A 22,981-nucleotide genomic window follows, 5' to 3' on the forward strand; every position below is an offset into this window, starting at 1 on the left:
TGCGCCCGATGCAACTGCCAGACATGAACCTGCTTCCGGCGCTGGACGCGTTGCTTCGGGAGGCGAGCGTCACCGGCGCGGCCGCCCAGCTCAGCGTGTCCGCGTCCGCGATGAGTCGCACCCTGAGCCGGCTCCGCCGGGTGGTCGGCGATCCCCTGCTCGTGCCGTCCGGGCGTGGTCTGACGCTGACCCCGCGGGCCTGCGAGCTGCGGCCGCGGGTGGAGGCCGCGCTGGCCGGTGCGATGGCCGCGCTGCAGCCGCGCTGGGAGGTCGCCATGGCGGACGTACGGCGGGATTTCGCGATCCGGACGAACGAACGACGCGGTCGCGATTGGCGTCGGGGCGGCGCTCAGCGGGTATGCGGCGCGGGAGGCTCCGGGCGTTCGGCTGCGGATCCTGCCGGAGGGCGACGAGAATCCGGTTGACCTGCGGGATCGGATCGACCTGGACATTGGGGCGCTGCCGGACCTGCCGCACGACGTACGCAGCAGCGACCTTGGCGAGCACCACATCGTGGCCGTCGCGCGGGCTGGCACGTCGTACGCGAAGGATCCTTTGACAGTGGCCCGGTTCGCTGAGATTCCGCACGTCACGGTGTCTCGCCGCGGCCGCATGCACAGTGTTGTCGACGAGGTGCTGGCTGCTCAAAACCTCAGCCGCCGGGTGCTGGCCACCGTTCCGACAGCGAGTGCGGCCTGTTTCTTCGCGCTGGAATCGGACGTGCTGGCGCTGGTGTCGTCGGAATTCGCCGTACGGGCGGCGGCCGCCATGCCGTTGGTCGTGATGGACATCCCGCTCGACCTGCCGACCGTACGGCTCAGCCAGGCCTGGCACCTGCGGTTGGACGCCGATCCCGCGCATCGATGGTTGCGGGAGACGGTCGCGAGGATCGTTCGGCAGAGTGCCCCGAACAGTGCCCCAGACCAAGCGACCTCGGTGTCCGGCTGACGTCTCTGCGTACGATTGGGCCATGGCCGACGGTGAGTACGAGCGGGACCAGACCTATCTCCGAACGCGCATCACCGCCGACGGGCGGGACGGTTTTCCGGTGGAGCCTGGGCGTTATCGGTTGGTCGTCGCGCGCGCTTGCCCGTAGGCGAACAGGGCCGCGATCGTCCGCCGGCTGCTCGGCCTGGAAGACGCGCTGTCGCTGGCGATGGCCGGGCCGACGCACGACGAACGGAGCTGGAGTTTCGACCTCGACCCGGGCGGCCGCGATCCGGTGCTAGGGCGCGTCTCCTCATCCACCTGGAATGAGGAGACACGCCCTGGGCATCGAGCGGCTGCAGGAGGCGTTCTTCGCCAGGGATCCGCACTACCGCAAGGGAATCACCGTGCCGGCGATCGTGGACGTGCCGACCGGCCAGGTGGGTGACCAACGACTTCGCCCAGATAACACTGGATCTTTCCAGCGAATGGACCGCTTTTCAGCGACCGGGCGCGCCGGCTCTCTATCCGGAGCCGCTCCGCGAAGAGATCGACGAAGTCGCCGGGAAGGTGTTCACCGACGTCAACAACGGCGTTTATCAGTGCGGTTTTGCCAGCACACAAAAGGCATACGAGGAGGCGTATGACAAACTCTTCGCACGTTTGGACTGGTTGTCCGAGCGCCTCACCGACCAGCGCTATCTCGTCGGGGACACCATTACCGAGGCCGATGTGCGGCTTTTCACCACGTTGGCAAGGTTCGACGCCGTGTATCACGGCCATTTCAAGTGTAACCGGCAGAAACTCGCCGAGATGCCGGTTCTGTGGGCGTACGCGCGAGATTTGTTCCAGACTCCGGGCTTCGGTGACACCATTGATTTCGAGCAGATCAAACAGCACTATTACGAGGTCCATCTGACCATCAATCCGACCGGGATCGTCCCGGTCGGGCCGGACGTGTCGACCTGGGCGACTCCGCACCACCGCGAACGCCTCTGCGGCCGCCCGTTCGGCGACGGCACGCCACCGAGACCGCCGCCCGAACCTGAGCGAGTGGGCTGAAACCCATCCGGACGGGGGCCGATGACGAACGTCTGGGTGTGCGGATGACACGTCGATCGGCGCTGCGGTCTTTTCTCAGCGCCGCCCTGTTAGCTCCCACGGCCGGCTGCACGGTCGCGTCGGCCACCCGCTCGCCGGGGGTGCCCACGGCCGTACCGCTGCGCTATGGACCCGATCCGTCGCAGGTCCTTGACCTGCACCTTCCGGCTGGTACGAGCCGATCACTGCCGGTCGTGGTGGTCATCCACGGTGGCTACTGGAGCGACGCGTACGGCAAGGACCTCGGCGACCCGCTCGCGGTCGACCTGGCCAATCGCGGCTATGCGGCGGTGAACATCGAATACCGCCGGCTAGGCAGCGGCGGTGGGTGGCCGGCGACCCTCACGGACGTGGCTGCCGCCATCGACAGCCTGGACACCGTCGTACGACCGGCCGCCCACGACCGCCTCGACCTGACCCGGGTGGTCGCGCTCGGCCACTCGGCCGGCGGCCAGCTGGCCGTGTGGGCCGCCGCCCGACCGGGTTTTCCTTCGTCCGCACCAGGTTCTGGCCCGAAGGTGCGGCTGCGGGCGGCGATCAGCCAGGCCGGCGTGGTCGATCTGATCACCGGCGCCCCCACCAGCAGCTCGGCGGGGGAGCGGTGCAGGCGTTGCTCGGCGGCTCTCCGGAGGCGGTCCCCGAGCGGTACACGCTGGCGTCCCCGTCCGAACGAATCCCGGTCGGGGTGCCGATTTCGTTGGTGCACGGGGACATTGACAGCATCGTGCCGATCGAGCAAAGCGAGCGCTATGCCGCCAAGGCCCAGGCAGCCGGCGACAAAGTCACTTTCGTGAAGGTGTCAGACGCAGACCATTTCGCCATGATTAACCCCAAAACACCGGCCTGGCAGCGGTGTGTCGAACAGTTGGGCCGGCTGATTTAGGCGAGCGTGAAGCGGCGCTGCCAGGCGTCGATGACCAGGACCGTACGCATGCCGACGCTGGTGTAGAGGCCGAGCGCCGGAGTCACGTTGTTGGCGTCGACGTGCAAAATCGTGCCCTTTCGGCCGCGTGCGGCATCTGCCGCGAAGGCGGTCACCAGCAGCAGCCGGCCGAGTCCGAGGCCGCGGTATTTCGGCCGTACGCCCAAAGTCGCGACATAACCGCAGTCCTCGTCCTCGACGAACAGGTCGCTGCCGATGACGACCGCGGCGGGCTCGTCGTCGAGCCGGGCCACTTGCAGCTGCGTCCAGTCATGGGTGCTGGAGGACTCGTGGTGGGCGTACCAGCGCTCGTACGGGATCGGGACGAAGTCGTGGTGGTCGGCGAAGGACTCCTGGTGGATCAGGTACGCCTCGCGGCGGGCCCGGTCCGTGGTGCCGTCGTGCAGGGTGCAGCCGGGCGGCGGTTCGGGCGCCGCGCCGGTGTCGTTGAAAGCTGTGCCCTCGAAGTCGATCCGCTGCCGGTGATAGCTGGTGGAGGGGCTGAAGCCGTGCCGCTGCGCGAACGCGCGTTTGGTGTCGTCCGCGCGGTGAATGCCCACGTCGACCAGGCCGCCTGGGTGCCCCAGCTCGGTGGCAATTTCGCCGGCCCTGTCCTGCACGGCCGTCCAGAGGAGGTCGGCGACCTCGGCGTCGCCCATCCGGGCATTCACCTCGGCCAGGAAAATGTCACTGCCGCCCTTGCTGTGGACCATCGCGTGGCCGACCAGCTGACCAGCCGCGTCACGTACCAGCCAGCCGTCCTTGGTCAGGTCGAACTCGGCCGAGGCCAGGTCGTCGACCACGTCCGCAAGGGCCACATCCGGTGCGCCGAGCACGGCGGTGTCGTACGCGGCGATGAGGTCATAAATCTCGTGGGCGTTGTCGGGCGTGGGCCGGCTGACGGTGTACTTGTCCATGACCTCGATTCTGCTGAATTCCGGTGCCGGCCGCCGCTCAATTTTGGCCGCCGGCAGCGACCTCCTCGTCCTGGGGAATCGGGTGGAAACATCGAAAGAGATGCTCCGCGTCGCCGTCGGAAGTGTCCTGCTGGGGAGCCGGCATTTCGTTGGCGCAGGTGGCATCCGCGCCCAACGTGCCGCTGTAGCGCAGGGAGTCGCGGCGGCTGACGGGTTCGGGACAGGCACGGGTGTCTCTCCTACGGGATCATTTCTGGCATCAGATGTCCCACATCCCATGTCCAACGGTTAGGGTGGAGGCTAGGACGGCTCGTTGCCGGGGTCAAGAGGGGGTGCGGTCAGATGACGGCGAGGTTTCCCGATGCGCGTACGGACGGGACCCGGCGCGGCGCGGCGGCACCGGGTCGGCCGGGCGGTTGAGGTGCAGGAAGCGGTCAAACAGATCATTCTGGACCGTCGACTGGGCGCCGGTGATCCGCTGCCCACCGAGTTCGAGCTGATGGAGTCGCTCGGTGCCGGCCGGAACTCGGTCCGGGAGGCGCTGAAGGCCCTGCAGGCCGTCGGCATCGTGGAAATCCGGCACGGTTTCGGCATGTTCGTCGGCGAGATGACACTCAGCGGCCTGGTGGACGAACTCACCTTTCACAGCAGGATGACGCTGCCGGAGGGGGCCGCCCAGCTCGGGCACCTGATGGAGATCCGCGAGGTGCTCGAGGTCGGACTCGTACGGCGGCTTATCGAGCGGCATCCGGACGCGGATCTGGCGCCGGTCACCGAGGTCATCGACCGGATGGCGGCCGAAGCGCTGGCCGGAGCGGTGTCGGCGCAGACCGACCGGCTCTTCCACGAGGTGCTCTACCGGCCCCTCGGTAACCCGTTGGTCGGCCAGCTGCTCGGCGCCTTTTGGGACGTTTACTACCAGTTACGGGACCATCTCGGCGCCCCCGCACGACGAGACGCCGGCCGGGGTCGTTCGGCGGCACCGCGACATCTATCTCGCGGTGGTCGCCGCCGACGGACCGGCCGCGGCGGTCGCGATGCGGGCACATTTCGACAGCATCCGGACCCGGCTGGCCCGGTTGCGGCAACAAGGGTGACGCGGGACTTCAGATGCGCAGCAGGACCTTGCCGACGTTCGTACGTTCCTGCAGCGCCCGATGCGCCTGGGCGACATCATCCAGCGCGTACACCTGCCCGACCACTGGCGTGATCAGACCAGCCGCCGCGTCCGCGAGCGCGCGCTTGGTGAAACGTACGGCCTCCGCGGCCGTGACCTGCGCTTCCGCGATGCCAGTGAGCGTGATGTTCCGCTCCCGAGCGCGTTCGGGATCAGCGGCGGTGAAACTGCCGGCCGGCGTACCGTGCGCGGAGAACCGGCCGCCGGCCGCGACGATTTCGAAGGCCGCCTGTCCGAGCGGTCCGCCAGCGCCGTCGAAGACCACGGCTGGCTGGTCAAGGTGGTCGGTCCAGCCCGGCTCGGAGTAGTCGACGGCGGCACCCGCGCCCCACTTCGTCACCATTTCCAGCTTCGCCGCCCCGCGGGCCGCGCCGATGACGTGGGCGCCGGCATTCCTGGCGAGTTGGACGAGCAGGATGCCCAGCCCGCCGGCGGCCGCGACCACCAGCACGGTCTCGCCCTCGTGAATGCCGACCTTCTCCCGCAGCGCGTACGCGGTGAGGCCGTCGTGCAGCAGCGACGCCGCGTCACGCTCATCCAGCCCAACCGGGACCTCGACCAGTATCGCCGCGTCTACCAGCGCCTTTTCGGCGTACCCGCCCCAGTTCTTGGTCCGGCTGGCGACCGACCGGCCGATCAGACCGGGGTCGACCCCGGCACCGACCGCGGCCACCGTGCCGGCGATCGCACCGCCGGGAACGTACGGCGGACGCAGCGGGAAATACTCTTGGCCGGCACCGCCTCGCAGCGTGGTGTCGAGAAAAATGATGTCCGCGTACGACACCTGAACAACCGCTTCGCCGGGACCTGGAACCGGCTCCGGCACATCGGTGCTGACCAGCACCTCCGGGCCGCCGAACTCCGTCACCTGGATGGCGCGCATGGCATCTCTCTTCGCTCGTTGAGGCTTCAGTCTTCAACCTCAAGCAAGTCTGAGGTCATGCCCAACGCTCGACGTCCTACGGCGCAGCCGAGGTGGCCAGCTGCGGCATCCCTCACCCCCATCCCTCCGGCTCGGTCACCGGGCGAGCGTCGGCGGCCGGCTGGTCGAGGGTGTGGCGCTCGTATTGAGTGGACAGCACGATGTACGTACGCAGTTCGCCGTGCTCGCCGAGTTGTTCTTGAAATCCCTCGAAATGTCGCAATGACGCGGCGCGCACTTTCAGCATCGCGCAGGCGTCGCCACTGAGCTTGTGGATTTCCACGATTTCCGGGAAATCTGCGGCCTTACCGGTTTTGAGCAGACACCGGCCGTGTGTGCAGCGGATCTGGATGAAAGCGGCCAGCGGGACGCCGGCCCTGGCCGGATCGAGCCGGGCCTGGTATCCGGTGATCACGCCGGTTTCCTCCAGTCGGCGGACCCGTTCGGCGACCGCGGGCGAGGACAAGTTCACCCGGCGGGCGAGCTGGTTGTACGACAGTCGGCCGTCCTCCTGCAGCTCACGCAGGATGTGCCAGTCCACGTCGTCCAGCGGTCGGTTCGGCTGCAAGGTCATCCGGGCCAAACTCCTTCCGATCGATAACCAGAATAGCGCTAACGCCTTTCGCTAGCCCTTCTTGAGAAAGCCTGTGCCTTTTTAGTCTGAGAACATGAAAATTCCCGGACGTACGGCTGGGCCGCGGCGACGGACCTTCGCCGCGTTGTTCGCCGGTGTCGTGCTGATAAATGCCGCGATGTCGACCACCAGCGCGGCCGGCACCCTGGTCTTTCGCGACGGTGGCCGGCGCCGGCTGGGGTGGCGCGCCGAGCGCCGCCGCGGTCGCTGTACGGCGGTGGGCGCGATCGCGCTGACGGCGGTGACCGCGCGGCGCGGCCGGCGTACCAGCTTGCTCGCCGGGTACGCGGCTGGCGTGCTCGGAGCGGTGTTGGCCCTGGTCGGCGTGTGCTGGCCGGCACCGATCGCCTTGCTGGTCGGGATGTTCCTGCTCGGGATGGCGAACGCCGGCGCGCTGCTGTCGCGGTATGCGGCCGCCGAGTGGTACGCACCAGAGCGTCGCGGGTTCGTGTTGGGCGCGATCGTGTGGGCCGGTGCGATCGGGGGCGGTCGGCGGCCCGCTGTTGCTGGCACCGTTGGCGCGGCTGGTGGGCGGTGCCGGGTGGCCGCCGCTGGCCGGCGCCTTCGTGCTGGCGGTGCTCGCGACCGCCGGCGCGGTAGCGGCCGCGCTGGTAGTGGCGTACCGGCCGCCACCGGTGCCGACGGTGACACTTTTCGGCACTGGTACGCCCATCCATCGGTTGCTGGGCCAGCCGCACGTGAAGGTCGCGATGGCGAGCGAGCATGCTGACGGCCCAGGTGGTGATGGTGGCGATCATGACCGCGGCGCCGCTGGACATGCACATGCATGGCGATGGTTTGGGTTTGGTGGGCATGGTTTTGAGCGTGCACACCTTCGGGATGTTCGCGCTGGCACCGCTTTCGGGGTGGCTGACGGACCGTTTTGGTGGCGCACGGGTGATCGCGGCCAGCCTGGTGACCCTTGCCGCGTCCGCGCTCTTGGTGGTCACCAGCACCGTCGAGGGCTGGCCTGGGCTGCCGATTTCGTTGTTCCTGCTGGGATACGGGTGGAATCTGGCATTTGTCGGCGGCAGCGGCCTGCTGGTCCGAGGCCGGGTCCAAGCGGACCAGGCCCGGGTGGAAGGCCTGGTCGAGGCCATTTCGTGGGGCGCCGCGGCGATCGCCACCCTGGGCTCCACCGGAGTGCTCGCGGCCGGCGGATATGTGTTGCTTTCGCCACTGGCCGCCGCGTTGTTGATTGTTCCGGCGGCATTTCTGCTGTTGTTTCAACCGCAAATGGTCCGTACCATCAAGACCTCTCAAGATCGCGGCCAGCAAACAAAAAACCGAATAGGCTGTAACGCGGTGACCGAATGGTCGGGGGCCTGGATGTCTGGTGCTATCCGGGCGCCCGAACGGCGCAGGTCTCCGGCTGTTCCGGTGAAGCGACAGGGACTTGCGCCCGGTGATGATGGATGCTGTGCGTGTCGTAGAGGTGTGGTGGAACGCTCTGGAAGAACCGGATTCCCGATGGCTGCGGCTGGTCGAGGACTCCGGTCGCTGGGGCGTGTTGCTCAGCGCGACACACCAGGCGGACCAGGACGACAGTGTGGATCACGACGACCTGGGCCTCTCTGGGTGTCCCGCGACGAGGATGAGGCCCGGGAGCGGCTGCGTTACCTGCTCGATGCCTGCCCCGCCCCGCATGGCTGGCGGCTCGCCGAGGTGGACTCCTTCCGCAAATAACGGCTGATCGTACGCGACCGAAAGTGCCGTGTACGCAGTGCCCAAAGGCCCTCCTGGAACAGGCGTTTGCACCCTGCTGCCAGGGATTTCTCTTCCGTACGGTCAAAGGATCGGTGGGAGGGGGATGTGGTGGCGGACCGTAACCCGGTGGTGGTCGGGGTGGACTCGGCCGCCCATCAGTTGGCGGCGGTCGGCTGGGGTGCGACCGAGGCGGTCAGCCGCGGGGCGGAGCTGCGGCTGGTCCGCAACGCGCCGCCGGAGCTGGCCAGCGCGGCATTGTCGACGAATCCGCATAGCGACCGGCATATCGCCCGGGCCGCGCGGCATTTGCTGGCGAACGCGCAGGCGTACGCGCTGGCCGTGGCGCCGAGTGTACGAGTCTCGACGGTGCTGCCGGAGGGGTCGGCGATCCGCCACCTCGAGGCCGCGATCGGGACGCCGTCCCTGGTGGTTGTCGGCCAGCCGGACAGAGATCGGCTGGGCGGTTCACAGTTTGCGTCCACCGGGCTCGCGCTGATGGGTTGTACGACGTGCCCAGCGGTGGTGGTGCGGACCAAGGCGGACTGGCGGCGCCCGTCGGACGCGCCGGTGGTGATCGGGCTGGACGACGACTTTCCGCCCGGTGTCACCGAAGACGTGCTGGAGTTCGGCTTTCAGTCCGCGCTGCGAACAAAAGCGCCGCTGGTGGCGGTCGAAGCCGGTGAGAACCACGAAACCACCGCGAGACTGCGGGCTTGCTGGCGCCAATATCCGGATATCCGGGTGTGCCGCCATATTGTCGGGGATCACACCAGCCGGGCCTTGATCGACTGGACACGCAGTGCCCGGCTGCTCGTGCTGGGGTGTCACCGGGAGGACGATCTCGGCCTGCTGACACCAGGAGCGGCGACTCGTACGTCCGTCGACTTCGCGCGCTGCCCGACCGTTCTGGTCAGGAGTCGTACCAAAAATGGCGCTCTTCAGAAGGATATGCGTTGAGGAGATAGGATGTTCTGGATCGCTCTCATGGTGGCCGCCGGCCTCTTCGCCGTGCTGGCATTGGTCTGGACATATCTGGACGGCGCCCGCAGATTTGACCGTACGATCGCGCAAACCCCGGATCGCCAGGAGAATGTTGGGAAAACGTCGGCCTCGGCGGCATCTCGCCGGCACCGCCGAGGTGCCTGATTAGCTGGACATTCACGTCCCACGGTCACCAAGTCGCCACTACCTGCTGCACAGGTTCGTTCCGCCTGCCAGACTGACATCTTCGCGGGACCGGTGATCAGGGGCGGTGTCTCATGAGCGAGCCCAGCGTGCACCATCTGGTGGACGCCGTCGCGGGCGTGGTGGGCGAGGATGACCTTCCAGACCTGTTAAGGAAAGTGGTCGACAGCGCGCGGGCGCTGGTGTCCGCGCGGTTTGGCGGCTTGGGCGTGCTGGCCCCGGACGGGAGTCTCGCCGAGTTCATTCATTCCGGTGCGGACTACCGGATGGGCACCTTCGAGGCCGAGCTCGGAAACACGTTGGACCATCCCACCATTGCAGGGTTCCCGCCGGCCCATCCGCTGTTGGAATCCCCGCTGGTCGTGCCGGTCACCACCGGCGACAGTGTCTTCGGAAATCTTTACCTGGCCGCGAAAACCGACGGCACCGCGTTCACCTCGGCTGATCAGGCCATGATGGGGATGTTCGCGACGGCGGCCGGCTCGGCCATCCAGTGCGCGCTCCGGCGCGCCGACCTCGATCGTCGTGAGCAGTGGCTGGAGGCGTCCCATCTGGTGACCACGGCCATGTTGGCCGGCAAGGGCCCGTCGATGGCGATGCGGTTGATCGCCGAGCGGGCCCGGAAGGTGGCCGGTGCACCGGCCGCGGCGATCACCCGGCCGAATGCCGCCCGCACCGAGCTGATCTTCGAGATCGTCGATCTGGGTGTCGATCTGGGCGTGCCGGTGCTGGGCATCACCGTGCCGATCGAGGGCAGCTCGACGGGGCTGGCGTTCACCACCGGCCGGCGGGTTCTCGTACGTGGTTATGGCGGCCACGTCGTCGCCAAGGAAGCGGCGGCCCGTGCGCGCCTGCCTACGGCGGTCACCGACCTTGACTCGGCCGTCTGCATTCCGCTGGTGGCCGGCGACGAGCCGATCGGTGTCCTCACCGTCGCCCGGTTCAGCGGTCAGCAGCCGTTCACCGAGCGGGAAGCGGACCTCGCCGAGATGTTCGCCAACGACGCCGCGCTCGCGGTTGAGTTCGCCCGCGCCGAGGACGACCGGCGCCGGCTCGCCGTGCTGGAGGACCGTGACCGGATCGCCCGCGACCTGCACGACTTGGTGATCCAGCGGCTGTTCGCGATCGGGCTCGGGCTGGAAGGGATCAGCAAACTCATCATGCGCCCGGAGGTGGCCGCCCGGATGACCGGTTTCGTCCGCGACATCGATCGGACCATGGACGACCTGCGGGCCAGTATCTTCTCGTTGCAGGAATCGGTACGCCGGCCGGACAGCCTGCGGTCCGAGCTGCTGCGGCTGGCTCTGGAGGCGGCCGCCGCGTGCTCGGCTTCGAGCCGCGACTGGATTTCGACGGCCCGGTCGACTCGGTGGTGCTCGCGGACGTACGTGCCGACCTCATCGCCGCGCTGCGGGAGGCGCTGACCAACATCGCGCGGCACGCCGGCGCCACCGCCGTGCTGGTGGAGGTGTCGGTGGACCGCGCCGGGCAGCACCTGACTATGGTCGTCGACGACAACGGGGTGGGAATTCCCGAGCAGCGGCACCGCAGCAGCGGCCTCGCCAACCTGGCTGATCGCGCCGCGAGGCACGGCGGGGACTTCTCCGCGACCCAGGTGCCGGCCGGCGGCACCCGGGTGGTCTGGACCGCGGCGATTCCCAGCACCACACCGGCACTGGCCACCCGAGGGCGGAATTCATGACGATTTCGGTGTTCCTGCTGGACGATCACGACGTCGTACGCACCGGCCTGCGGATGGTGTTGGAAGCCGAGCCGGATTTGCGGGTGACCGGCGAGGCGGGCACCGCGGCCGAGGCACTGCCCGGGTGCCGGCGGTGAGACCAGATGTCGCGATTTTGGACGTACGGCTGCCGGACGGCGAGGGCATCAGCGTCTGCCGGGAGATCCGCAGCAGTGTCACGCCACCGCCAGCCTGTTTGATGCTTACGTCCTTTTCCGACGATGACGCGCTTTTCGGCGCGATCATGGCGGGAGCGGCTGGCTACATCCTGAAGAAGGTTTCCGGAAACGACCTGGTTTCCGCGGTGCGTACGGTCGCGGGCCGGCGGCTCGCTGCTGGACTCGCACCTGACCACGTCGGTGCTGCGGATGCTGCGCGGCGAGGATGGCCCGGCGGATCCGCGCTATGACCTGCTGAGCCCGCAGGAGCGCCGGGTGCTGGACCTGATCGCGGACGGACTGAGCAACCGGCAGATCGGCGCGAGCCTGCATCTTGCCGAGAAGACCGTGAAAAACTACGTTTCCTCGCTGTTGCACAAACTGGGTTTCGCGAGGCGTACGGAGGCGGCCGTCTACGCGGCCGGCGTCACCACCCGAAAAAACGGCGACGCCTGGGGGTAAATCTGCTATTCGACGGTCACGCTCTTGGCGAGGTTGCGCGGCCGGTCGACTTCCCGGCCGAGTTCTTTGGCCCACGCCCACGCGAACACCTGCAGGGCCACCGAGGACAGCAGCGGGTCGAGCTGTGGTTCGCCGGATGGCACCCGGATGACCTCGTCGCAAAGCCCGGCTGGTAGGTCGGCTGAGGTCACCGCGATGACCGGGCCGCCGCGGGCCTTGATCTCCTCGACAGTGGAGATGTTGCGGGGGAGCAGGTCGTCATCCGGAATCACCGCGACGGTGGGCATTTGCGGGGGGTAATCAGTGCGAGCGGGCCGTGCTTGAGCTCGCCGGCCTGATAGGCCTCGGCATGCAGGTACGAGATTTCCTTGAGTTTCTGGGCGCCCTCCCGGGCCACTGGCCAGCCGCGTACTCGGCCGACATAGAATAGGTGGCGGGCGTCCCGATAGCGCCGGACGATCGCGGTGATGTGGTCCTCCTGCTTCAAAACTGTCTCGATCTGACCCGGGAGTTGGCGCAACGCGCCGATCAGGCGTTCCGCGCGGGCCGCCGGCAGGTCCCGGACCCGGCCCAGCTTCAAGCCCATCAAAGCGAAGGCGACCACCATCGTGGTGAAGGACTTGGTGGCCGCTACCGAGACCTCCGGCCCCGCGTGCAGGAAAACCCCGGCGCCGCAGGCCCGGGCGATGCTGCTGCTGGCATTGTTGACCGCACCGACCACGGTGGCGCCTTTGCGCTGTAGCTCGCGGACAGCGGCGAGCGTGTCATGCGTTTCGCCGGATTGGCTGACCGCTACGTAAAGCGTGTCGGGGTCGACAATCGGGTTCCGGTAACGAAATTCCGAGGCTGGCTCGGCGTCGGCCGGAATGCGGGCCAGCTCCTCCACCAGGTTCGCGCCGATTTGGCCGGCATAGTAAGCGGAACCGCAGCCGACGAAGGTGACGCGCTGGATCTTGCGACAGTCCCGTGGTTCCAGCCGCAGGCCGTCCAACCGGGCGGTCGCCGCCGCGTCGTCCAGCCGACCTCGGGTGCACCGGTCCACCGCTTCGACCTGTTCGTGCATTTCCTTGTGCATGAAGTCGGAGTGCTCGCCGAGTTCGTAATCCTCTTCGGGCGCTTCGATGACGGTCGGCATTTTGGTGGTACGCCGGTCGTCCAGGGTGCCGGTGCGAAACTCGTCGGCTCGTACGACCGCGATTTCGTCGTCGTCGAGATAGACCACCCGCTGGGTGTAGCGCACCAGTGCGGCGGTGTCGGACGCGACGATCATTTCCCGGTCACCGATGCCCAGCACCACCGGACTGCCGCGCCGGGCGGCGACGATCTCGCCGGGCCGCTGGGCATCGAGCACCAGCAACCCAAAAGTGCCCTGGACCTGCCGCAGAGCCTCCCGGACGGCACTTTCGAGGGTGTCAGCCGAGCTGAGGGCGACAAGGTGCGCCAGCACCTCGCTATCGGTCTCGGACATCAGCCGTACGCCGGCGCGTACCAGCCGGGCCCGCAGGTCGGTGGCGTTGTCCAACACTCCATTGTGGACAACCGCGATCCGGCCGCTGTTGTCGGTGTGCGGATGGGCGTTCGCGTCGGTGGGCGCGCCGTGGGTGCCCCCAGCGGGTGTGCGCGATGCCGACGGTGGCCGGTGGATCGGTGGGCATCAGTCGGCGTAATTGCACGACGCGGCCGGCCGTGCGGTGCACTTCGAGGCGCTGATTTTCCACCAGCGCGACTCCGGCCGAGTCATATCCGCGGTATTCCAGCCGCTGCAGCCCGTCCAGCAGGACGGGGGCGGCCGCGCGATAACCTACGTAACCGACGATTCCGCACATGAGACCGCGTTCCCTTCGTTGCCAACGTCTTTGTCGTCTTCTTCGACCAGCCGCTCGGTCTTGGCCCACGAGTTGCGTCCGGTGAGGTGCCGGCCCAGAGCCCGCCAGGTGGCCGCGATCCCGATCACCAGGAAACCATAGGCGAGGCCCACCAGCAGGGTCCGACCGAGCGGCTCGTCGGCGTTCTGGATCCGATGTACCAGACCCCAGACCACGCCTGGGAAAATCAGCGCGGCCAACCAGATCGCGATCGACAGCGGCCCGGAAGGGCCAGTCGCCACGAAACCGTCGAAGTCATAGCCGGTGGCCAGGCCCGCGGCGGTCAGTGCGGCAAGGCCGAGCACCAACAGCGACACCGGCGCGATCAGCCACGGCGCCAACAGATAGTAAAGAAATTCCAGCAGTGCCAGCGACGACACTGTGGGAGTGCCGATTAGTTTTGGTACGTAACGCAAACACTGCAGGTTCCCCTGGGCCCAACGGGCCCGCTGGCGGACCATTCGGCTGACGTCGACCAGGCCCTGTTGGGTGATGGTCGCCTTGCTGGCGTACCGAATCCGGTGGCCGGCCAAATGCATGCGCAAACCCAACTCCAGATCCTCGACCAGGCACGAGGACCAGGGCGCGTCGCCGAGGGTGGCGAGACTGCGTAACCGGACGAACTGGCCGTTGCCGCCCAATTCCGCGCTGCCCACGCTGTCCCGGAGAATTTGCGAAGCGTTCGCTATACAGCTGAATTCGAGATCTTGCAGGAATGCCAGCAGTCGATCTCGGTTGTGAATGCGTACGCGGGACTGAACACCGCCGACCGCGGGATCCGCGAAATAGCTGGCCACCTCGCCGAGCATGCCGGACACCCCGCGACCGTCGCCGTCGATAACTCCGACAATGAGACGGTCGAAGATGCCCTCGCGGCGCGCGGTGTCGCGGATAAATGTGTAGGCCGCATTCAGCGCTTCACCTTTGCCCTTACGGGCATTTGGTGGTTCACGCCGAAGGACATAAAGGCGTGGATCGTCAATGGTGGCAAGAACTTCCGGTGTCCGGTCGTCTGAACCGTCGTCCACGACGAGCACCCGGACTGGTGTTCTCGGTTCCTCGAGAGCGAGCGCGGCTCGTACTGTGGCGGCCACCACACGCTCTTCGTTCAGGGCCGGAACGACGATCCAGAAAGGGACGGAATTGCCGTTGTGGTCGGAAATCGCCGCCGGCCGCGGCCGCCACCAGGTAAATATCGCGAGGACGAGGTTGTAACACGGCCACAACAGCAGTAGGACGAGCATCAAGCTCGCCCAGTTCGTGCTGTCACGCACGATGTGCCCCCTCTCGGCGTATTGCCACCAGCTGGAACCAAACCCGGCGCGCGAACAGCAACATCGCCAACACCAGAAGCAGTTCTCCGAGCACGCCCAGTGCGCTTTCGCCGAAGTACGAGATGCCGATGATGCCGGCGGCCACCGAGACATTCCCAGTGCGGCAGAAAGACATGACGAATCTCCGTTGGTCTCGTACTTTTGTTTGGCTGTGCGGCACTTTTTCCTGAGCGGCTGACCGAAAGGCGGATATCCGGCCGTTTTCAGGGCAGCGGCGAGTAGCCCCCCGCGGGGAACCATAGCTTCGATGTCACGTCTTGGAAACAGGACTAGTCAAATAGAGCCGTTGGTCCTACCGGGCTCGCCGGATCGGCCACTGTTCGAATGAGCTCCCGACTGTGAGGCTGTGCGCCGGGGGCTGGTAGCGCTTGCACGGAGGAGATTTCCTCTCCAGGCAGAGCGAAGGCGACAAAGACATCAGGTCGACAGCGGCCGTTCGCCGAATGCTGCCCGGAATGGAGTTTATTCGTGCAAGCGAAAGTGCAGATTCACAGTGTTGGGGGCAACACCGCTGGGCTGCCGGAGATTTTCCTGGTGGCCGGCACCAGGCCCGAGTCGATCAAGCTGGCGCCGGTCGCCGCGGCGATCCGCCGAACCGGACGAATGCGACCAGTCATGGTCGCTTCCGGGCAACATCCGACCATGGTGCCCCAAGCACTTGAGGCATTCGATCTCATTCCGGACCACACCCTTTCGGTCAACCGCCAATCGGGGACCCAGGCCGAGTTGTGCGGCCAGTTGATGTCGGAGCTGGACGGTTTGTGGAAACCCGACAGCCGGCCGCGGTGGTGGTTCAAGGGGACACCACCACTACCTTGGCCGGTGCATTGGGGGCGTTCTGGCGGCGAATTCCGGTCGTTCACCTGGAAGCGGGCCTGCGTTCGTACGATCTCACCTCGCCCTTTCCCGAAGAGGCAAATCGCAAGCTGGTCGGTCAGGTGGCGGCGCTGCATTTAACGCCGACAGCGGTGGCGGCCGCGAACCTGGCTGCGGAGGGAATTGCCAGCGAACGCGTGTTGACCGTCGGAAACACGGTTGTCGATGCGGTCCTGGAGGTCGCCGGTAAATGCCGCCCCTATCAGGACAGCCGGTTGGCCGCGGTCGATGCGGAAGTGCGTGCCGGCCGTCGCCGGCTGGTGCTCGTCACCGTGCACCGGCGCGAGTCGTGGGGCGAGCCGATGGAACGGGTGCTGCGTGCGGTGGCGGAGATCGTGCTGACCCATCCCGATATCGAGGTGGTGTTGCCGGCGCATCCGAATCCGGCGGTTTTCGGGCAGGTTCAGGAGATTCTCGGCCAGCTCGACCGGATCACCGTGACCGAGCCATTGAGTTATTCAGATCTTGCCCGGGTGCTGTCGGTGGCCACCCTGGTTTTGTCGGACTCCGGCGGAATTCAGGAGGAGGCTCCGAGTTTCGGGGTGCCGGTGCTGGTTCTACGGGACGTGACCGAGCGCATGGAAGCGGTCGACGCGGGGGTGTGCGCGGTTGGTGGGTACGGACCGGCCGCTGATCGTCGCGCAGGCGCATCGGCTGTTGACCGATGAAACGGCCCGGCAGTCGATGGCCGCGGTCGGGAACCCGTTCGGCGACGGGCTCGCCGCCGAACGTACCGAACAGGCGCTCGGCTGGCTGATTGGCCTACAGGCCGAACGGCCGGCGGATTTCACGTCCCTCACAGGAAAAGACACGGCGGCCGGACAGGGCCTCGATGGTGGCGTCGCGATGGACGCGCAGGCAGTGGCCTGAATCCATCGGGCCGACGCAACTCACGGAGAGAAGCAGAGATGAAAGGCATCGTCCGGAAACACCGGGTAGGGTAGCGATCGGCATCGTCGCGATGAGCGCGGTCGCGCTGATGGTGACCACGCTGACCGGAGCCAACGCGTCGGCGACCGCCGACCGGAAAACAACGCCGGCGGCGCCGTCCGGCCAGGAGACCACCCAGTCACTGCCGGCCCCACCCCGCCCAGCTGCGGTAAAGCCGGCCACTGCAAATCCCATCCCCAAGCGGTCGAACCAGCCGCGGCTGGCCGTTCATCCGGCCGCTTTCGGCGCTGGGAAGGCTCAGGTGGCCACTGCGGCGGCGACCGCGGCCACCACGTCCGGCGGCGCGGCCCCTGGCGCCAGTACGACGCAGAAGACACTGATTCTTTATGACAGCACCGGACAGTGGGGCTGGCTGGGGGAGGCGTACGCGGTCAACGCCGCGAACCTGGTTTCCCATGGCAGCCCGTACGTGATGCAGCCGGTCAGCAAATACACGGCCGGCCAGATGGCCGCCTACACCGGTGTCATCTACATCGGCTCGACGTACGACGAGCCGGTGCCGTTGGCATTCCTGGACGACGTGCTCAGCGGTAGCCGGCCGGTGTTGTGGATGAACGACAACATCTGGCAGTTGACCGCGCGGGCCGCCGACTTCGGCACGCAGTACGGCTGGAACTGGCAGCAGTTCGACTTCGCCACCACACCCATCGTCACGTACAAAGGCGTTGCCCTGCAACGGGATCCCCTCGCCGCGCCGTCGGGGCTGCTGGCCACCACGGTGCTGGACCCCACCAAGGCGACTGTCCTCGCGACCGCGACCCGGACCGACGGCAGCACCTTGCCGTGGGCGATCCGGGGCGGGAATCTGACCTATATCGGGGAGATACCGTTCAGCTACGTCGGTTCGACGGACCGGTATTTCGCCGCCGCCGACCTGGTGGGCCAGATCGCGAACCCGGCGCAGGTCAGCCGCAAACGCGCGTTGGTACGGGATCGAGGACGTGAGCGCGGACGACGATCCCGCCCAGCTGCGGCAGGTCGCGGACTACCTGTTCGCGCAAGGTGTGCCTTTCAGCGTCGCGGTCATTCCGCAGTACAAGGACCCGAACGGTTACTACAACAACGGAAAAGCCGTGAACAAGTCGCTCCTGCAGGTGCCGGCGCTGATTTCGGCGCTGCGGTACATGCAGTCCAAGGGCGGCACGATCATCATGCACGGCTATACCCATCAGTATTCGAACGTGGCCAATCCGTACGACGCGGTGAGCGCGGACGACTTCGAGTTCTACCGCTCGCACATCGACGCGTCCAACAACGTCGTCTATGACGGTCCGGTCGCTGGTGACTCGGCTTCCTGGGCGCAGGGCCGGATCACGTCCGCGAAGCTGAACTTCCTGCTCGCCGGGCTGAGCCAGCCGACGATCTTCGAACCGCCGCACTACGCCGCCTCGGCGGCGGACTACCAGGCTTTCCAGCAGACATTCGGAAAGCGCTACGACCGCGGACTCTATTTCGGCGGCTACTGTCCGAACGGCGCCTGCGGCACCGGTACGCCCGACTACACCAAGATCTATGGGCAGTATTTCCCGTACCTGGTGAAGGACATCTACGGCTCGACGGTCATTCCCGAGGACCTGGGCAACATCGAGCCGGTGCCGTTGAACAATCACCCGGCGCGGCTGCCGGCCGACATCCTGGCCAGCGCGGCGGGCATGAGCGTGGTCACTGACGGTGTGCAGAGTTTTTCTTCTACCACCCGTATTTGGGCACCAGTTACCTGCAGCAAATCGTGCCCGGTATCAAGGGCATGGGCTACCAGTTCGTCTCACCGGCTACTGTTCTTGCCGGGTGACCCACACGTGTCGCCGGGCGTGGCCGAGGGGGCCACGTCCGGCGACCGTTCGTCGATGACGGGGGCTGGGAATGCTTGATCGCCGGTGGATCGCCGGGTGTGCCGTCGTCGCGATGACGGCGGCCGCCGTGCATGGATGCCAGCGGGACGGCCAGGAGTCCTCCGGTGGCTGGAAAGTCACCACCTACTACACGGCCGTGGAGTCGTTGCACCAGGACGATCCACGGCAGGTGACCGGCTGCCCGAAGCTGGAATGCGACAACGGGCACGATGATCTTGGCTCTTATCCGGCCGATTTCGTGCAGGCGGTCCAGGACGAAGGAGCCGGCCGGATTACCACCGGTCCGCACGCCGGCCGCTATCTCAACTGGTCGTCCGGATCCGGATACTGGCTGGACACCGCCGCACGGGACACCCACGGCCGGCCGTTGCGGCCGTTCGTCACCGCGGCCGCGGATGGTTTTCCGGATGGCACCCCGATAAGGCTGGCTGGCTGCGGTCGGCAGGAGGATGGTACGACCGTGCCGGCAACCATCTGCCGGCGGCTTTCCTTGGCGCGCTGGAAGATCTTGGACGCTTTCACGCCGGGCCTGGGCGGCAAACGTCATGTCGACCTCTATCTCGGCGAGGAAACCGGACCCGACTTCACCTCCGCGCCGATCTACACGACGCTGGTGGATGCGGACGTACGCACCGGCGCCGGCAAATGACCTGCTGGGGCCGGTGGGCAGCAGGCCTGGCCTGGTTACTGCTGCTGGCTGTGGTGCCGGCGGCTGGAGCGCAGCTGCCCTTCCAGGAAAGCTGGGACCAGTTGCCGCTGTCGTCCTATGTGGACGGCGGCCGGATCGGCCCGTGTGGGTGGACGCCTGGAACGGCGGTGGCACCGGCCAGATCGCCACCGCACCGCACCCGGGCACGGCCGGGTGTTGCAGCTCGCGCCGCCGTTCACCAGCAATTCCGCCACGCATTCGGCGTTGGCGCTGTCGGACGGGGTTTTCGGACATTCCGACTCGGCGGTGCAGGTGCGTACGCTCCGGCAGGTGAAAAGCCAACCCAATCCCTGGGAGGTGGGGTGGCTGCTGGTCGACTACCACCTGGACCACTGTGGAAACAAGGTTTTCTACTACCTGCTCTTGAAGCAGGTCAGTGGCTGGGAACTGGGCAAGACGTATTCGGACGGCCAATGTGGTTTCCGGCAACAGTTTCTGGCCACTGGCGCCGGGACCTTTCCGCTGGGCCAGTGGTACACGGCGCGGATCAAGATCTCCGGCGACCAGTTGTCTGCCTACGATGGAACGCGGTTGCTGGGCACCGCGGTGGATGACGGCGCCAAGGGCGGTTTCTACCGCAGTGGGCGGATCGGGTTCTACACCGAGGACGCGGTCGTCCAGTTCGACGAGGTGACAGTGCATTAGCGCAATATATTTGGTTTGTATGTGTCGGTCCCATACTCCGTCGCATGGACAAACCAAGGCCCCGGAAGAGGCGAATCTTCCTGCTCAGCGCGAGCACGGTCGCGGTCGCACTCGCTGTCGCGATGCCGGCGCAGGCCGCGCCGGTGCCAGGTCCCAGCGCGGGAGCCTGGCACGAAAACCTGTCCGCCACGGTGGCTGGGCAGGTGAACCTGACCAGCCGGACGGGACGGGCTGACGATCGCCAATCGGGCAGTACGCCCAGCGGCGACCGGAGGCCAGCGGCCGTACGGCATGGAGATTCTCGCGCCCCGCACGCTGGCCGCTCCGGTTGACCAGATTGCCGTGCAGGTGACCGGAAAAGTGCCGGCCGGCGGGGCGGCCACGGTGGACGTCCGTACGACAACACAAGGCCAGCAGTGGTCCTCCTGGCAGCAGGCGTCCGGCACCGCGGCGACGCTGGGACCGGCCAGCCACCCAGGTGCAGCTGCGGATCACCTTGTGGGGCAACGATTCTGGCGCCAGCCCTGCGGTTTCCGGCCTGGACGTGACGGCGAAGTCGATCGGCGTCCGCAAGGTTGCCGCGCCGGCCGCCGCTCTCAGCTATCGGGTTTACGCGACTCGCGAAGGCCTTGTCGGTGGCACGACCGCCAATGGTCACGTGATTGTGTCCAGCGACCATTTTGTGGCGTTGCCATCCGGACGCAATCTTTCGCCGAAGGGCAGCACCCAGTATTCGGTGCAGGTTTGTGGACCGACGCGGTGCGAAACCGCGCCGGTGTGGGACATCGGCCCGTGGAACACCAAGGACGACTACTGGAATCCGGGCAGCACCCGGCAGGAATTCAAGGATGTCGCCCAAGGCACGCCTGAGGCGCAGGCCGCCTACCTCAACGGCTACAACGGTGGAAAAGATGAATTCGGCCGGCACGTCAGCAATCCCGCCGGCATCGATCTCGCGGACGGCACCTTCTATAACGTCGGCATGAATGACAACGGCTACGTCACCGTCACGTACCTGTGGACCAGCGGCGGCGGCAGCGGCGGCACCACCGGCACGGTCAGCACCGGCGGCTCCGCGCTGAACGTACGCTCCGGCCCACACACCACGGACTCGGTCGTCGGCAGCGTCGCCAACGGCTCCACCGTGACGATCACCTGCCAGACCAGTGGCACCTCGGTGACTGGTACGTACGGCACCAGCACCCTGTGGGACAAGATCACGTCCCCCCGGTCGGCTACGTCTCCGACACGTACATCTACACCGGATCCGACGGCCAGGTCGCGCCGAACTGCTAGTGCGGCGAACCTCAGACGCAGGACGCTAGTGCATGGAAAGAAGCATCACGACCATGGCGGCGGCCATCGCGGCCTCGCAGAGTGAGACGGCCCGCGGGCCGAGCGGTGCGGTTCGGATCGGCGGCCCGTCGGCGACGGCGAGGCCGCCGATGCCGACTCGTACGCCGGTGGCCGGCAGCAGCGCGACCACAGCGCGACGGCGCCGAAATATGCCACCAGCGTCCAGGTAACCGCCGGAACCATCGCGGAGGACATCTGCATCATGTCCGTGCCGGACATCGGCATCTCGGTCGTCGTGAGCATGTAGAGCATCCCGCCACCGGCGACTGCCTGCCGCAGCCACATCCACGCCCGCCGGGAGTGCGACCGGCCGGCGGAAAAGGCGGCCCATCCGACTGCCACCGCGAAAGCGGCTTCCCAACCGGCCCGCGGGATCGGGCCGCCGATCGGCGACACCATCGCCGCCATGCCGGCACTCATCGCAGCTTCGATGGCGTTGTGCGTACGGTCAACGGCGCAATGAGCCCGTTGGGCGACCACCAGCCGGGCGACGCAGTGCCCCGCGACGCCCAGCAACACGATCGTCCACAACCACATCAAGAGCGCGGCCCTTCGCGGTCTGTTGGGGGGGTGATGAGGACATCATCCGCCAAACTTGGTCATCCGTCACCAAGACAGACCGCCGCCGGGACCAAAACTCATCGCTCAGCCGAGAGATTTCACCATCTGGGCGACGGTGTCCTGGTACGGCGTGGTCGGTCGGCCGATGAGTGCTCGCAGCTCACCGGAGGTCTGGCCGAGCAGGCCGTCGGCGGTGTTGCGGTCGAGCCCGACGACCAGTTCGACGACTGGCTCCGGCAGGCCGGCCGCGGCCAACGCGGTGCGATGGGCGTCCGGTGTCAGGTCTTCGTACGTGACCGCCTTCCCAGCGGCCTGGGCGATGGTCTCGGCGAGGTCCGCGTACGTCCACGCATGGTCGCCGGACAGCTCGTACACCCGGCCGTCGTGGCCATCGCTGGTCAGCACCGCGACCGCTGCGGCAGCGTAGTCGGCGCGGGTGGCAGTCGCGACGGCTCCTTGGCCAGCGCTGCCGGCGAAAGAGCCCCGCGCGACCCCGTCCTGGACTTTCTGCGCGTAGTTCTCGGTGTACCAACCGTTGCGCAGAAACGTGAACGGTAGCCCGGACGCCCGGATGATCCGCTCGGTCGCGGCGTGGTCGGGCGCGAGGACCAGCGCGGTGTCGTCCGCTTTCGGGGCGCTGGTGTAGATGAGGTGCTTCACACCGGCCTGCTGCGCGGCTTCGACGACGGCGGTGTGCTGCGGGATCCGCTGTCCCACCTCGCTGCTGGAGATCAGCAGCACCTGGTCGGCGCCGGCGAACGCGGCGGCCAGCGTGGCAGGCTTGCCGTAGTCCGCTTCTCTCACCTGTACGCCCAGGTCAGCGGCCTTTTCTGGGGTGCGGACGGCGGCCACGATCTGGTCCGCGGGCACCTTGGCGCGCAGGCCTTCGATGACGAGCCGGCCGAGCTGGCCGGTGGCGCCGGTAACGACGATCATGTGACTCTCCTCTGGGTCCCGAGTACTAACCACGAGTATGCA

General features: G+C 67.0%; 29 protein-coding genes and 3 pseudogenes. 20 read left to right on the forward strand and 12 right to left on the reverse strand.

Annotated features, from left to right (window positions below):
• Window positions 1-8 precede the first annotated feature (8 nt).
• The 5 genes and pseudogenes from GNX96_RS01520 to GNX96_RS62130 all read left to right on the forward strand — a co-directional run bounded on the left by GNX96_RS01520 (window position 9) and on the right by GNX96_RS62130 (window position 2,911).
• Window positions 9-425, forward strand: a complete 417-nt coding sequence (locus GNX96_RS01520; protein ID WP_163566732.1) for a helix-turn-helix domain-containing protein — start codon at window positions 9-11, stop codon at window positions 423-425.
• 1 nt (window position 426) lies between these two features.
• Window positions 427-948, forward strand: coding sequence for a LysR substrate-binding domain-containing protein (locus tag GNX96_RS01525; RefSeq protein ID WP_279579179.1), 522 nt, complete (start codon window positions 427-429; stop codon window positions 946-948).
• 22 nt (window positions 949-970) lie between these two features.
• A pseudogene (locus GNX96_RS01530) lies at window positions 971-1,989 on the forward strand (glutathione S-transferase family protein).
• A 44-nt stretch (window positions 1,990-2,033) separates the two neighbouring features.
• Window positions 2,034-2,681: pseudogene (locus tag GNX96_RS01535) on the forward strand (alpha/beta hydrolase); the annotation flags it as partial.
• Window positions 2,630-2,911, forward strand: a complete 282-nt coding sequence (locus GNX96_RS62130; RefSeq protein ID WP_390623881.1) for an alpha/beta hydrolase family protein — start codon at window positions 2,630-2,632, stop codon at window positions 2,909-2,911. The pseudogene GNX96_RS01535 and the gene GNX96_RS62130, both read left to right, overlap by 52 nt.
• Here GNX96_RS62130 and GNX96_RS01540 read toward each other — a convergent pair.
• Window positions 2,908-3,867 carry a GNAT family N-acetyltransferase gene (locus GNX96_RS01540; protein WP_163566734.1) on the reverse strand — a complete coding sequence of 320 codons (960 nt, stop codon included), beginning with the start codon at window positions 3,865-3,867 and terminating at the stop codon, window positions 2,908-2,910. The two genes, GNX96_RS62130 and GNX96_RS01540, sit on opposite strands and share 4 nt — an antisense overlap.
• A 361-nt stretch (window positions 3,868-4,228) precedes the next feature.
• Here GNX96_RS01540 and GNX96_RS01545 point away from each other — a divergent pair, with 361 nt between their 5' ends.
• The gene (locus GNX96_RS01545; RefSeq protein WP_279579060.1) at window positions 4,229-5,077 is read left to right on the forward strand and encodes a FadR/GntR family transcriptional regulator; all 849 of its coding nucleotides are present in this window, start codon (window positions 4,229-4,231) and stop codon (window positions 5,075-5,077) included.
• Here the strand turns inward: GNX96_RS01545 and GNX96_RS01550 are convergent.
• Together GNX96_RS01550 and GNX96_RS01555 are read right to left on the reverse strand one after the other, a co-directional pair.
• Window positions 4,974-5,927, reverse strand: coding sequence for a zinc-binding dehydrogenase (locus GNX96_RS01550; RefSeq protein ID WP_163566735.1), 954 nt, complete (start codon window positions 5,925-5,927; stop codon window positions 4,974-4,976). The genes GNX96_RS01545 and GNX96_RS01550 overlap by 104 nt on opposite strands.
• Before the next feature lie 112 nt (window positions 5,928-6,039).
• A complete protein-coding gene (locus GNX96_RS01555; protein WP_163566736.1) occupies window positions 6,040-6,540 on the reverse strand; it encodes an Lrp/AsnC family transcriptional regulator in 501 nt (166 codons plus the stop codon).
• A gap of 94 nt (window positions 6,541-6,634) precedes the next feature.
• Between GNX96_RS01555 and GNX96_RS01560 the strand changes: the two genes are divergently transcribed.
• From GNX96_RS01560 to GNX96_RS01585, 7 genes and pseudogenes are all read left to right on the forward strand, one after another.
• Window positions 6,635-7,330: an MFS transporter gene (locus GNX96_RS01560; RefSeq protein ID WP_163566737.1), complete on the forward strand. Its 696-nt coding sequence runs from the start codon at window positions 6,635-6,637 to the stop codon at window positions 7,328-7,330.
• The gene (locus GNX96_RS01565; RefSeq protein ID WP_163566738.1) at window positions 7,324-8,286 is read left to right on the forward strand and encodes an MFS transporter; all 963 of its coding nucleotides are present in this window, start codon (window positions 7,324-7,326) and stop codon (window positions 8,284-8,286) included. Before GNX96_RS01560 ends, GNX96_RS01565 begins: the two co-directional genes overlap by 7 nt.
• Window positions 8,287-8,415: 129 nt before the next feature.
• The gene (locus tag GNX96_RS01570; protein WP_163566739.1) at window positions 8,416-9,264 is read left to right on the forward strand and encodes a universal stress protein; all 849 of its coding nucleotides are present in this window, start codon (window positions 8,416-8,418) and stop codon (window positions 9,262-9,264) included.
• A 9-nt stretch (window positions 9,265-9,273) separates the two neighbouring features.
• On the forward strand, window positions 9,274-9,453 hold the full coding sequence (locus GNX96_RS01575; RefSeq protein ID WP_163566740.1) for a hypothetical protein: 180 nt from the start codon (window positions 9,274-9,276) through the stop codon (window positions 9,451-9,453).
• Between the two features lie 113 nt (window positions 9,454-9,566).
• Window positions 9,567-10,916, forward strand: coding sequence for a GAF domain-containing protein (locus tag GNX96_RS01580; RefSeq protein ID WP_279579061.1), 1,350 nt, complete (start codon window positions 9,567-9,569; stop codon window positions 10,914-10,916).
• Window positions 10,862-11,194, forward strand: a complete 333-nt coding sequence (locus GNX96_RS47880) for a sensor histidine kinase (protein WP_279579062.1) — start codon at window positions 10,862-10,864, stop codon at window positions 11,192-11,194. Before GNX96_RS01580 ends, GNX96_RS47880 begins: the two co-directional genes overlap by 55 nt.
• A pseudogene (locus GNX96_RS01585) lies at window positions 11,191-11,853 on the forward strand (response regulator). The gene GNX96_RS47880 and the pseudogene GNX96_RS01585 overlap by 4 nt, the downstream one beginning before the upstream one ends.
• Window positions 11,854-11,858: 5 nt before the next feature.
• Here GNX96_RS01585 and GNX96_RS47885 read toward each other — a convergent pair.
• From GNX96_RS47885 to GNX96_RS47895, 6 genes are all read right to left on the reverse strand, one after another.
• Window positions 11,859-12,140 carry a hypothetical protein gene (locus GNX96_RS47885; protein WP_279579063.1) on the reverse strand — a complete coding sequence of 94 codons (282 nt, stop codon included), beginning with the start codon at window positions 12,138-12,140 and terminating at the stop codon, window positions 11,859-11,861.
• Window positions 12,122-13,399 (reverse strand): glutamine--fructose-6-phosphate transaminase (isomerizing), encoded by a 1,278-nt coding sequence (gene glmS, locus GNX96_RS01590; RefSeq protein WP_279579180.1) that lies wholly within the window; start codon window positions 13,397-13,399, stop codon window positions 12,122-12,124. The genes GNX96_RS47885 and glmS overlap by 19 nt, the downstream gene beginning before the upstream one ends.
• Entirely contained in the window at window positions 13,305-13,679 is a 375-nt protein-coding gene (locus GNX96_RS47890; protein ID WP_279579064.1) for a hypothetical protein, read from the reverse strand. The genes glmS and GNX96_RS47890 overlap by 95 nt, the downstream gene beginning before the upstream one ends.
• Window positions 13,655-14,992, reverse strand: a complete 1,338-nt coding sequence (locus GNX96_RS01595; protein ID WP_279579065.1) for a glycosyltransferase family 2 protein — start codon at window positions 14,990-14,992, stop codon at window positions 13,655-13,657. Before GNX96_RS01595 ends, GNX96_RS47890 begins: the two co-directional genes overlap by 25 nt.
• Window positions 14,985-15,167 carry a hypothetical protein gene (locus GNX96_RS01600; RefSeq protein ID WP_163566741.1) on the reverse strand — a complete coding sequence of 61 codons (183 nt, stop codon included), beginning with the start codon at window positions 15,165-15,167 and terminating at the stop codon, window positions 14,985-14,987. The genes GNX96_RS01595 and GNX96_RS01600 overlap by 8 nt, the downstream gene beginning before the upstream one ends.
• A gap of 373 nt (window positions 15,168-15,540) precedes the next feature.
• Complete coding sequence (locus tag GNX96_RS47895) at window positions 15,541-15,669, reverse strand: hypothetical protein (RefSeq protein WP_279579066.1); 129 nt, start codon at window positions 15,667-15,669, stop codon at window positions 15,541-15,543.
• A gap of 144 nt (window positions 15,670-15,813) precedes the next feature.
• Here GNX96_RS47895 and wecB point away from each other — a divergent pair, with 144 nt between their 5' ends.
• The gene (gene wecB, locus GNX96_RS01605; protein ID WP_279579067.1) at window positions 15,814-16,596 is read left to right on the forward strand and encodes a non-hydrolyzing UDP-N-acetylglucosamine 2-epimerase; all 783 of its coding nucleotides are present in this window, start codon (window positions 15,814-15,816) and stop codon (window positions 16,594-16,596) included.
• Window positions 16,586-16,798, forward strand: coding sequence for a hypothetical protein (locus GNX96_RS47900; RefSeq protein ID WP_279579068.1), 213 nt, complete (start codon window positions 16,586-16,588; stop codon window positions 16,796-16,798). Before wecB ends, GNX96_RS47900 begins: the two co-directional genes overlap by 11 nt.
• Window positions 16,799-17,347: 549 nt before the next feature.
• On the opposite strand, the gene GNX96_RS47905 is transcribed toward GNX96_RS47900, so the two are convergent.
• Window positions 17,348-17,656 carry a hypothetical protein gene (locus GNX96_RS47905; protein ID WP_279579069.1) on the reverse strand — a complete coding sequence of 103 codons (309 nt, stop codon included), beginning with the start codon at window positions 17,654-17,656 and terminating at the stop codon, window positions 17,348-17,350.
• Window positions 17,657-17,820: 164 nt separating this feature from the next.
• On the opposite strand from GNX96_RS47905, the gene GNX96_RS47910 reads away from it, so the two are divergent.
• The 5 genes from GNX96_RS47910 to GNX96_RS47915 all read left to right on the forward strand — a co-directional run bounded on the left by GNX96_RS47910 (window position 17,821) and on the right by GNX96_RS47915 (window position 21,467).
• Complete coding sequence (locus tag GNX96_RS47910) at window positions 17,821-18,750, forward strand: DUF2334 domain-containing protein (RefSeq protein ID WP_279579070.1); 930 nt, start codon at window positions 17,821-17,823, stop codon at window positions 18,748-18,750.
• On the forward strand, window positions 18,743-19,381 hold the full coding sequence (locus GNX96_RS01615) for a hypothetical protein (RefSeq protein WP_163566742.1): 639 nt from the start codon (window positions 18,743-18,745) through the stop codon (window positions 19,379-19,381). Before GNX96_RS47910 ends, GNX96_RS01615 begins: the two co-directional genes overlap by 8 nt.
• 144 nt (window positions 19,382-19,525) lie before the next feature.
• Window positions 19,526-20,086, forward strand: a complete 561-nt coding sequence (locus GNX96_RS01620) for a LamG domain-containing protein (protein WP_163566743.1) — start codon at window positions 19,526-19,528, stop codon at window positions 20,084-20,086.
• Between the two features lie 44 nt (window positions 20,087-20,130).
• A complete protein-coding gene (locus GNX96_RS01625) occupies window positions 20,131-20,418 on the forward strand; it encodes a porin family protein (protein WP_163566744.1) in 288 nt (95 codons plus the stop codon).
• Window positions 20,419-20,564: 146 nt separating this feature from the next.
• Complete coding sequence (locus GNX96_RS47915) at window positions 20,565-21,467, forward strand: hypothetical protein (RefSeq protein ID WP_279579071.1); 903 nt, start codon at window positions 20,565-20,567, stop codon at window positions 21,465-21,467.
• On the opposite strand, the gene GNX96_RS01635 is transcribed toward GNX96_RS47915, so the two are convergent.
• Both GNX96_RS01635 and GNX96_RS01640 read right to left on the reverse strand, forming a co-directional pair.
• The gene (locus GNX96_RS01635; protein ID WP_163566745.1) at window positions 21,428-21,979 is read right to left on the reverse strand and encodes a DUF5134 domain-containing protein; all 552 of its coding nucleotides are present in this window, start codon (window positions 21,977-21,979) and stop codon (window positions 21,428-21,430) included. The two genes, GNX96_RS47915 and GNX96_RS01635, sit on opposite strands and share 40 nt — an antisense overlap.
• Window positions 21,980-22,087: 108 nt before the next feature.
• On the reverse strand, window positions 22,088-22,939 hold the full coding sequence (locus GNX96_RS01640; RefSeq protein WP_163566746.1) for an SDR family oxidoreductase: 852 nt from the start codon (window positions 22,937-22,939) through the stop codon (window positions 22,088-22,090).
• Window positions 22,940-22,981: the final 42 nt, after the last annotated feature.

Source organism: Fodinicola feengrottensis (genome assembly GCF_010993775.1).
In the GTDB taxonomy this organism is placed as follows: Bacteria; Actinomycetota; Actinomycetes; order Mycobacteriales; family HKI-0501; genus Fodinicola; species Fodinicola feengrottensis.

What these genes read in the sequence shown, in the direction of transcription:
- GNX96_RS01635 (WP_163566745.1), bottom strand. Translation starts at nt 21,979, where the DNA reads ATGTGGTTGTGGACGATCGTGTTGCTGGGCGTCGCGGGGCACTGCGTC.
- GNX96_RS01550 (WP_163566735.1), bottom strand. Translation starts at nt 5,927, where the DNA reads ATGCGCGCCATCCAGGTGACGGAGTTCGGCGGCCCGGAGGTGCTGGTC.
- GNX96_RS01520 (WP_163566732.1), top strand. Translation starts at nt 9, where the DNA reads ATGCAACTGCCAGACATGAACCTGCTTCCGGCGCTGGACGCGTTGCTT.
- GNX96_RS47890 (WP_279579064.1), bottom strand. Translation starts at nt 13,679, where the DNA reads ATGTGCGGAATCGTCGGTTACGTAGGTTATCGCGCGGCCGCCCCCGTC.
- GNX96_RS01575 (WP_163566740.1), top strand. Translation starts at nt 9,274, where the DNA reads ATGTTCTGGATCGCTCTCATGGTGGCCGCCGGCCTCTTCGCCGTGCTG.
- GNX96_RS01580 (WP_279579061.1), top strand. Translation starts at nt 9,567, where the DNA reads ATGAGCGAGCCCAGCGTGCACCATCTGGTGGACGCCGTCGCGGGCGTG.
- GNX96_RS01545 (WP_279579060.1), top strand. Translation starts at nt 4,229, where the DNA reads ATGCGCGTACGGACGGGACCCGGCGCGGCGCGGCGGCACCGGGTCGGC.
- GNX96_RS01565 (WP_163566738.1), top strand. Translation starts at nt 7,324, where the DNA reads ATGCTGACGGCCCAGGTGGTGATGGTGGCGATCATGACCGCGGCGCCG.
- GNX96_RS47895 (WP_279579066.1), bottom strand. Translation starts at nt 15,669, where the DNA reads ATGACTGGTCGCATTCGTCCGGTTCGGCGGATCGCCGCGGCGACCGGC.
- GNX96_RS01600 (WP_163566741.1), bottom strand. Translation starts at nt 15,167, where the DNA reads ATGTCTTTCTGCCGCACTGGGAATGTCTCGGTGGCCGCCGGCATCATC.
- GNX96_RS01560 (WP_163566737.1), top strand. Translation starts at nt 6,635, where the DNA reads ATGAAAATTCCCGGACGTACGGCTGGGCCGCGGCGACGGACCTTCGCC.
- GNX96_RS01615 (WP_163566742.1), top strand. Translation starts at nt 18,743, where the DNA reads ATGCTTGATCGCCGGTGGATCGCCGGGTGTGCCGTCGTCGCGATGACG.
- GNX96_RS01640 (WP_163566746.1), bottom strand. Translation starts at nt 22,939, where the DNA reads ATGATCGTCGTTACCGGCGCCACCGGCCAGCTCGGCCGGCTCGTCATC.
- GNX96_RS01555 (WP_163566736.1), bottom strand. Translation starts at nt 6,540, where the DNA reads ATGACCTTGCAGCCGAACCGACCGCTGGACGACGTGGACTGGCACATC.
- GNX96_RS47885 (WP_279579063.1), bottom strand. Translation starts at nt 12,140, where the DNA reads ATGCCCACCGTCGCGGTGATTCCGGATGACGACCTGCTCCCCCGCAAC.
- GNX96_RS01625 (WP_163566744.1), top strand. Translation starts at nt 20,131, where the DNA reads ATGGACAAACCAAGGCCCCGGAAGAGGCGAATCTTCCTGCTCAGCGCG.
- GNX96_RS01540 (WP_163566734.1), bottom strand. Translation starts at nt 3,867, where the DNA reads ATGGACAAGTACACCGTCAGCCGGCCCACGCCCGACAACGCCCACGAG.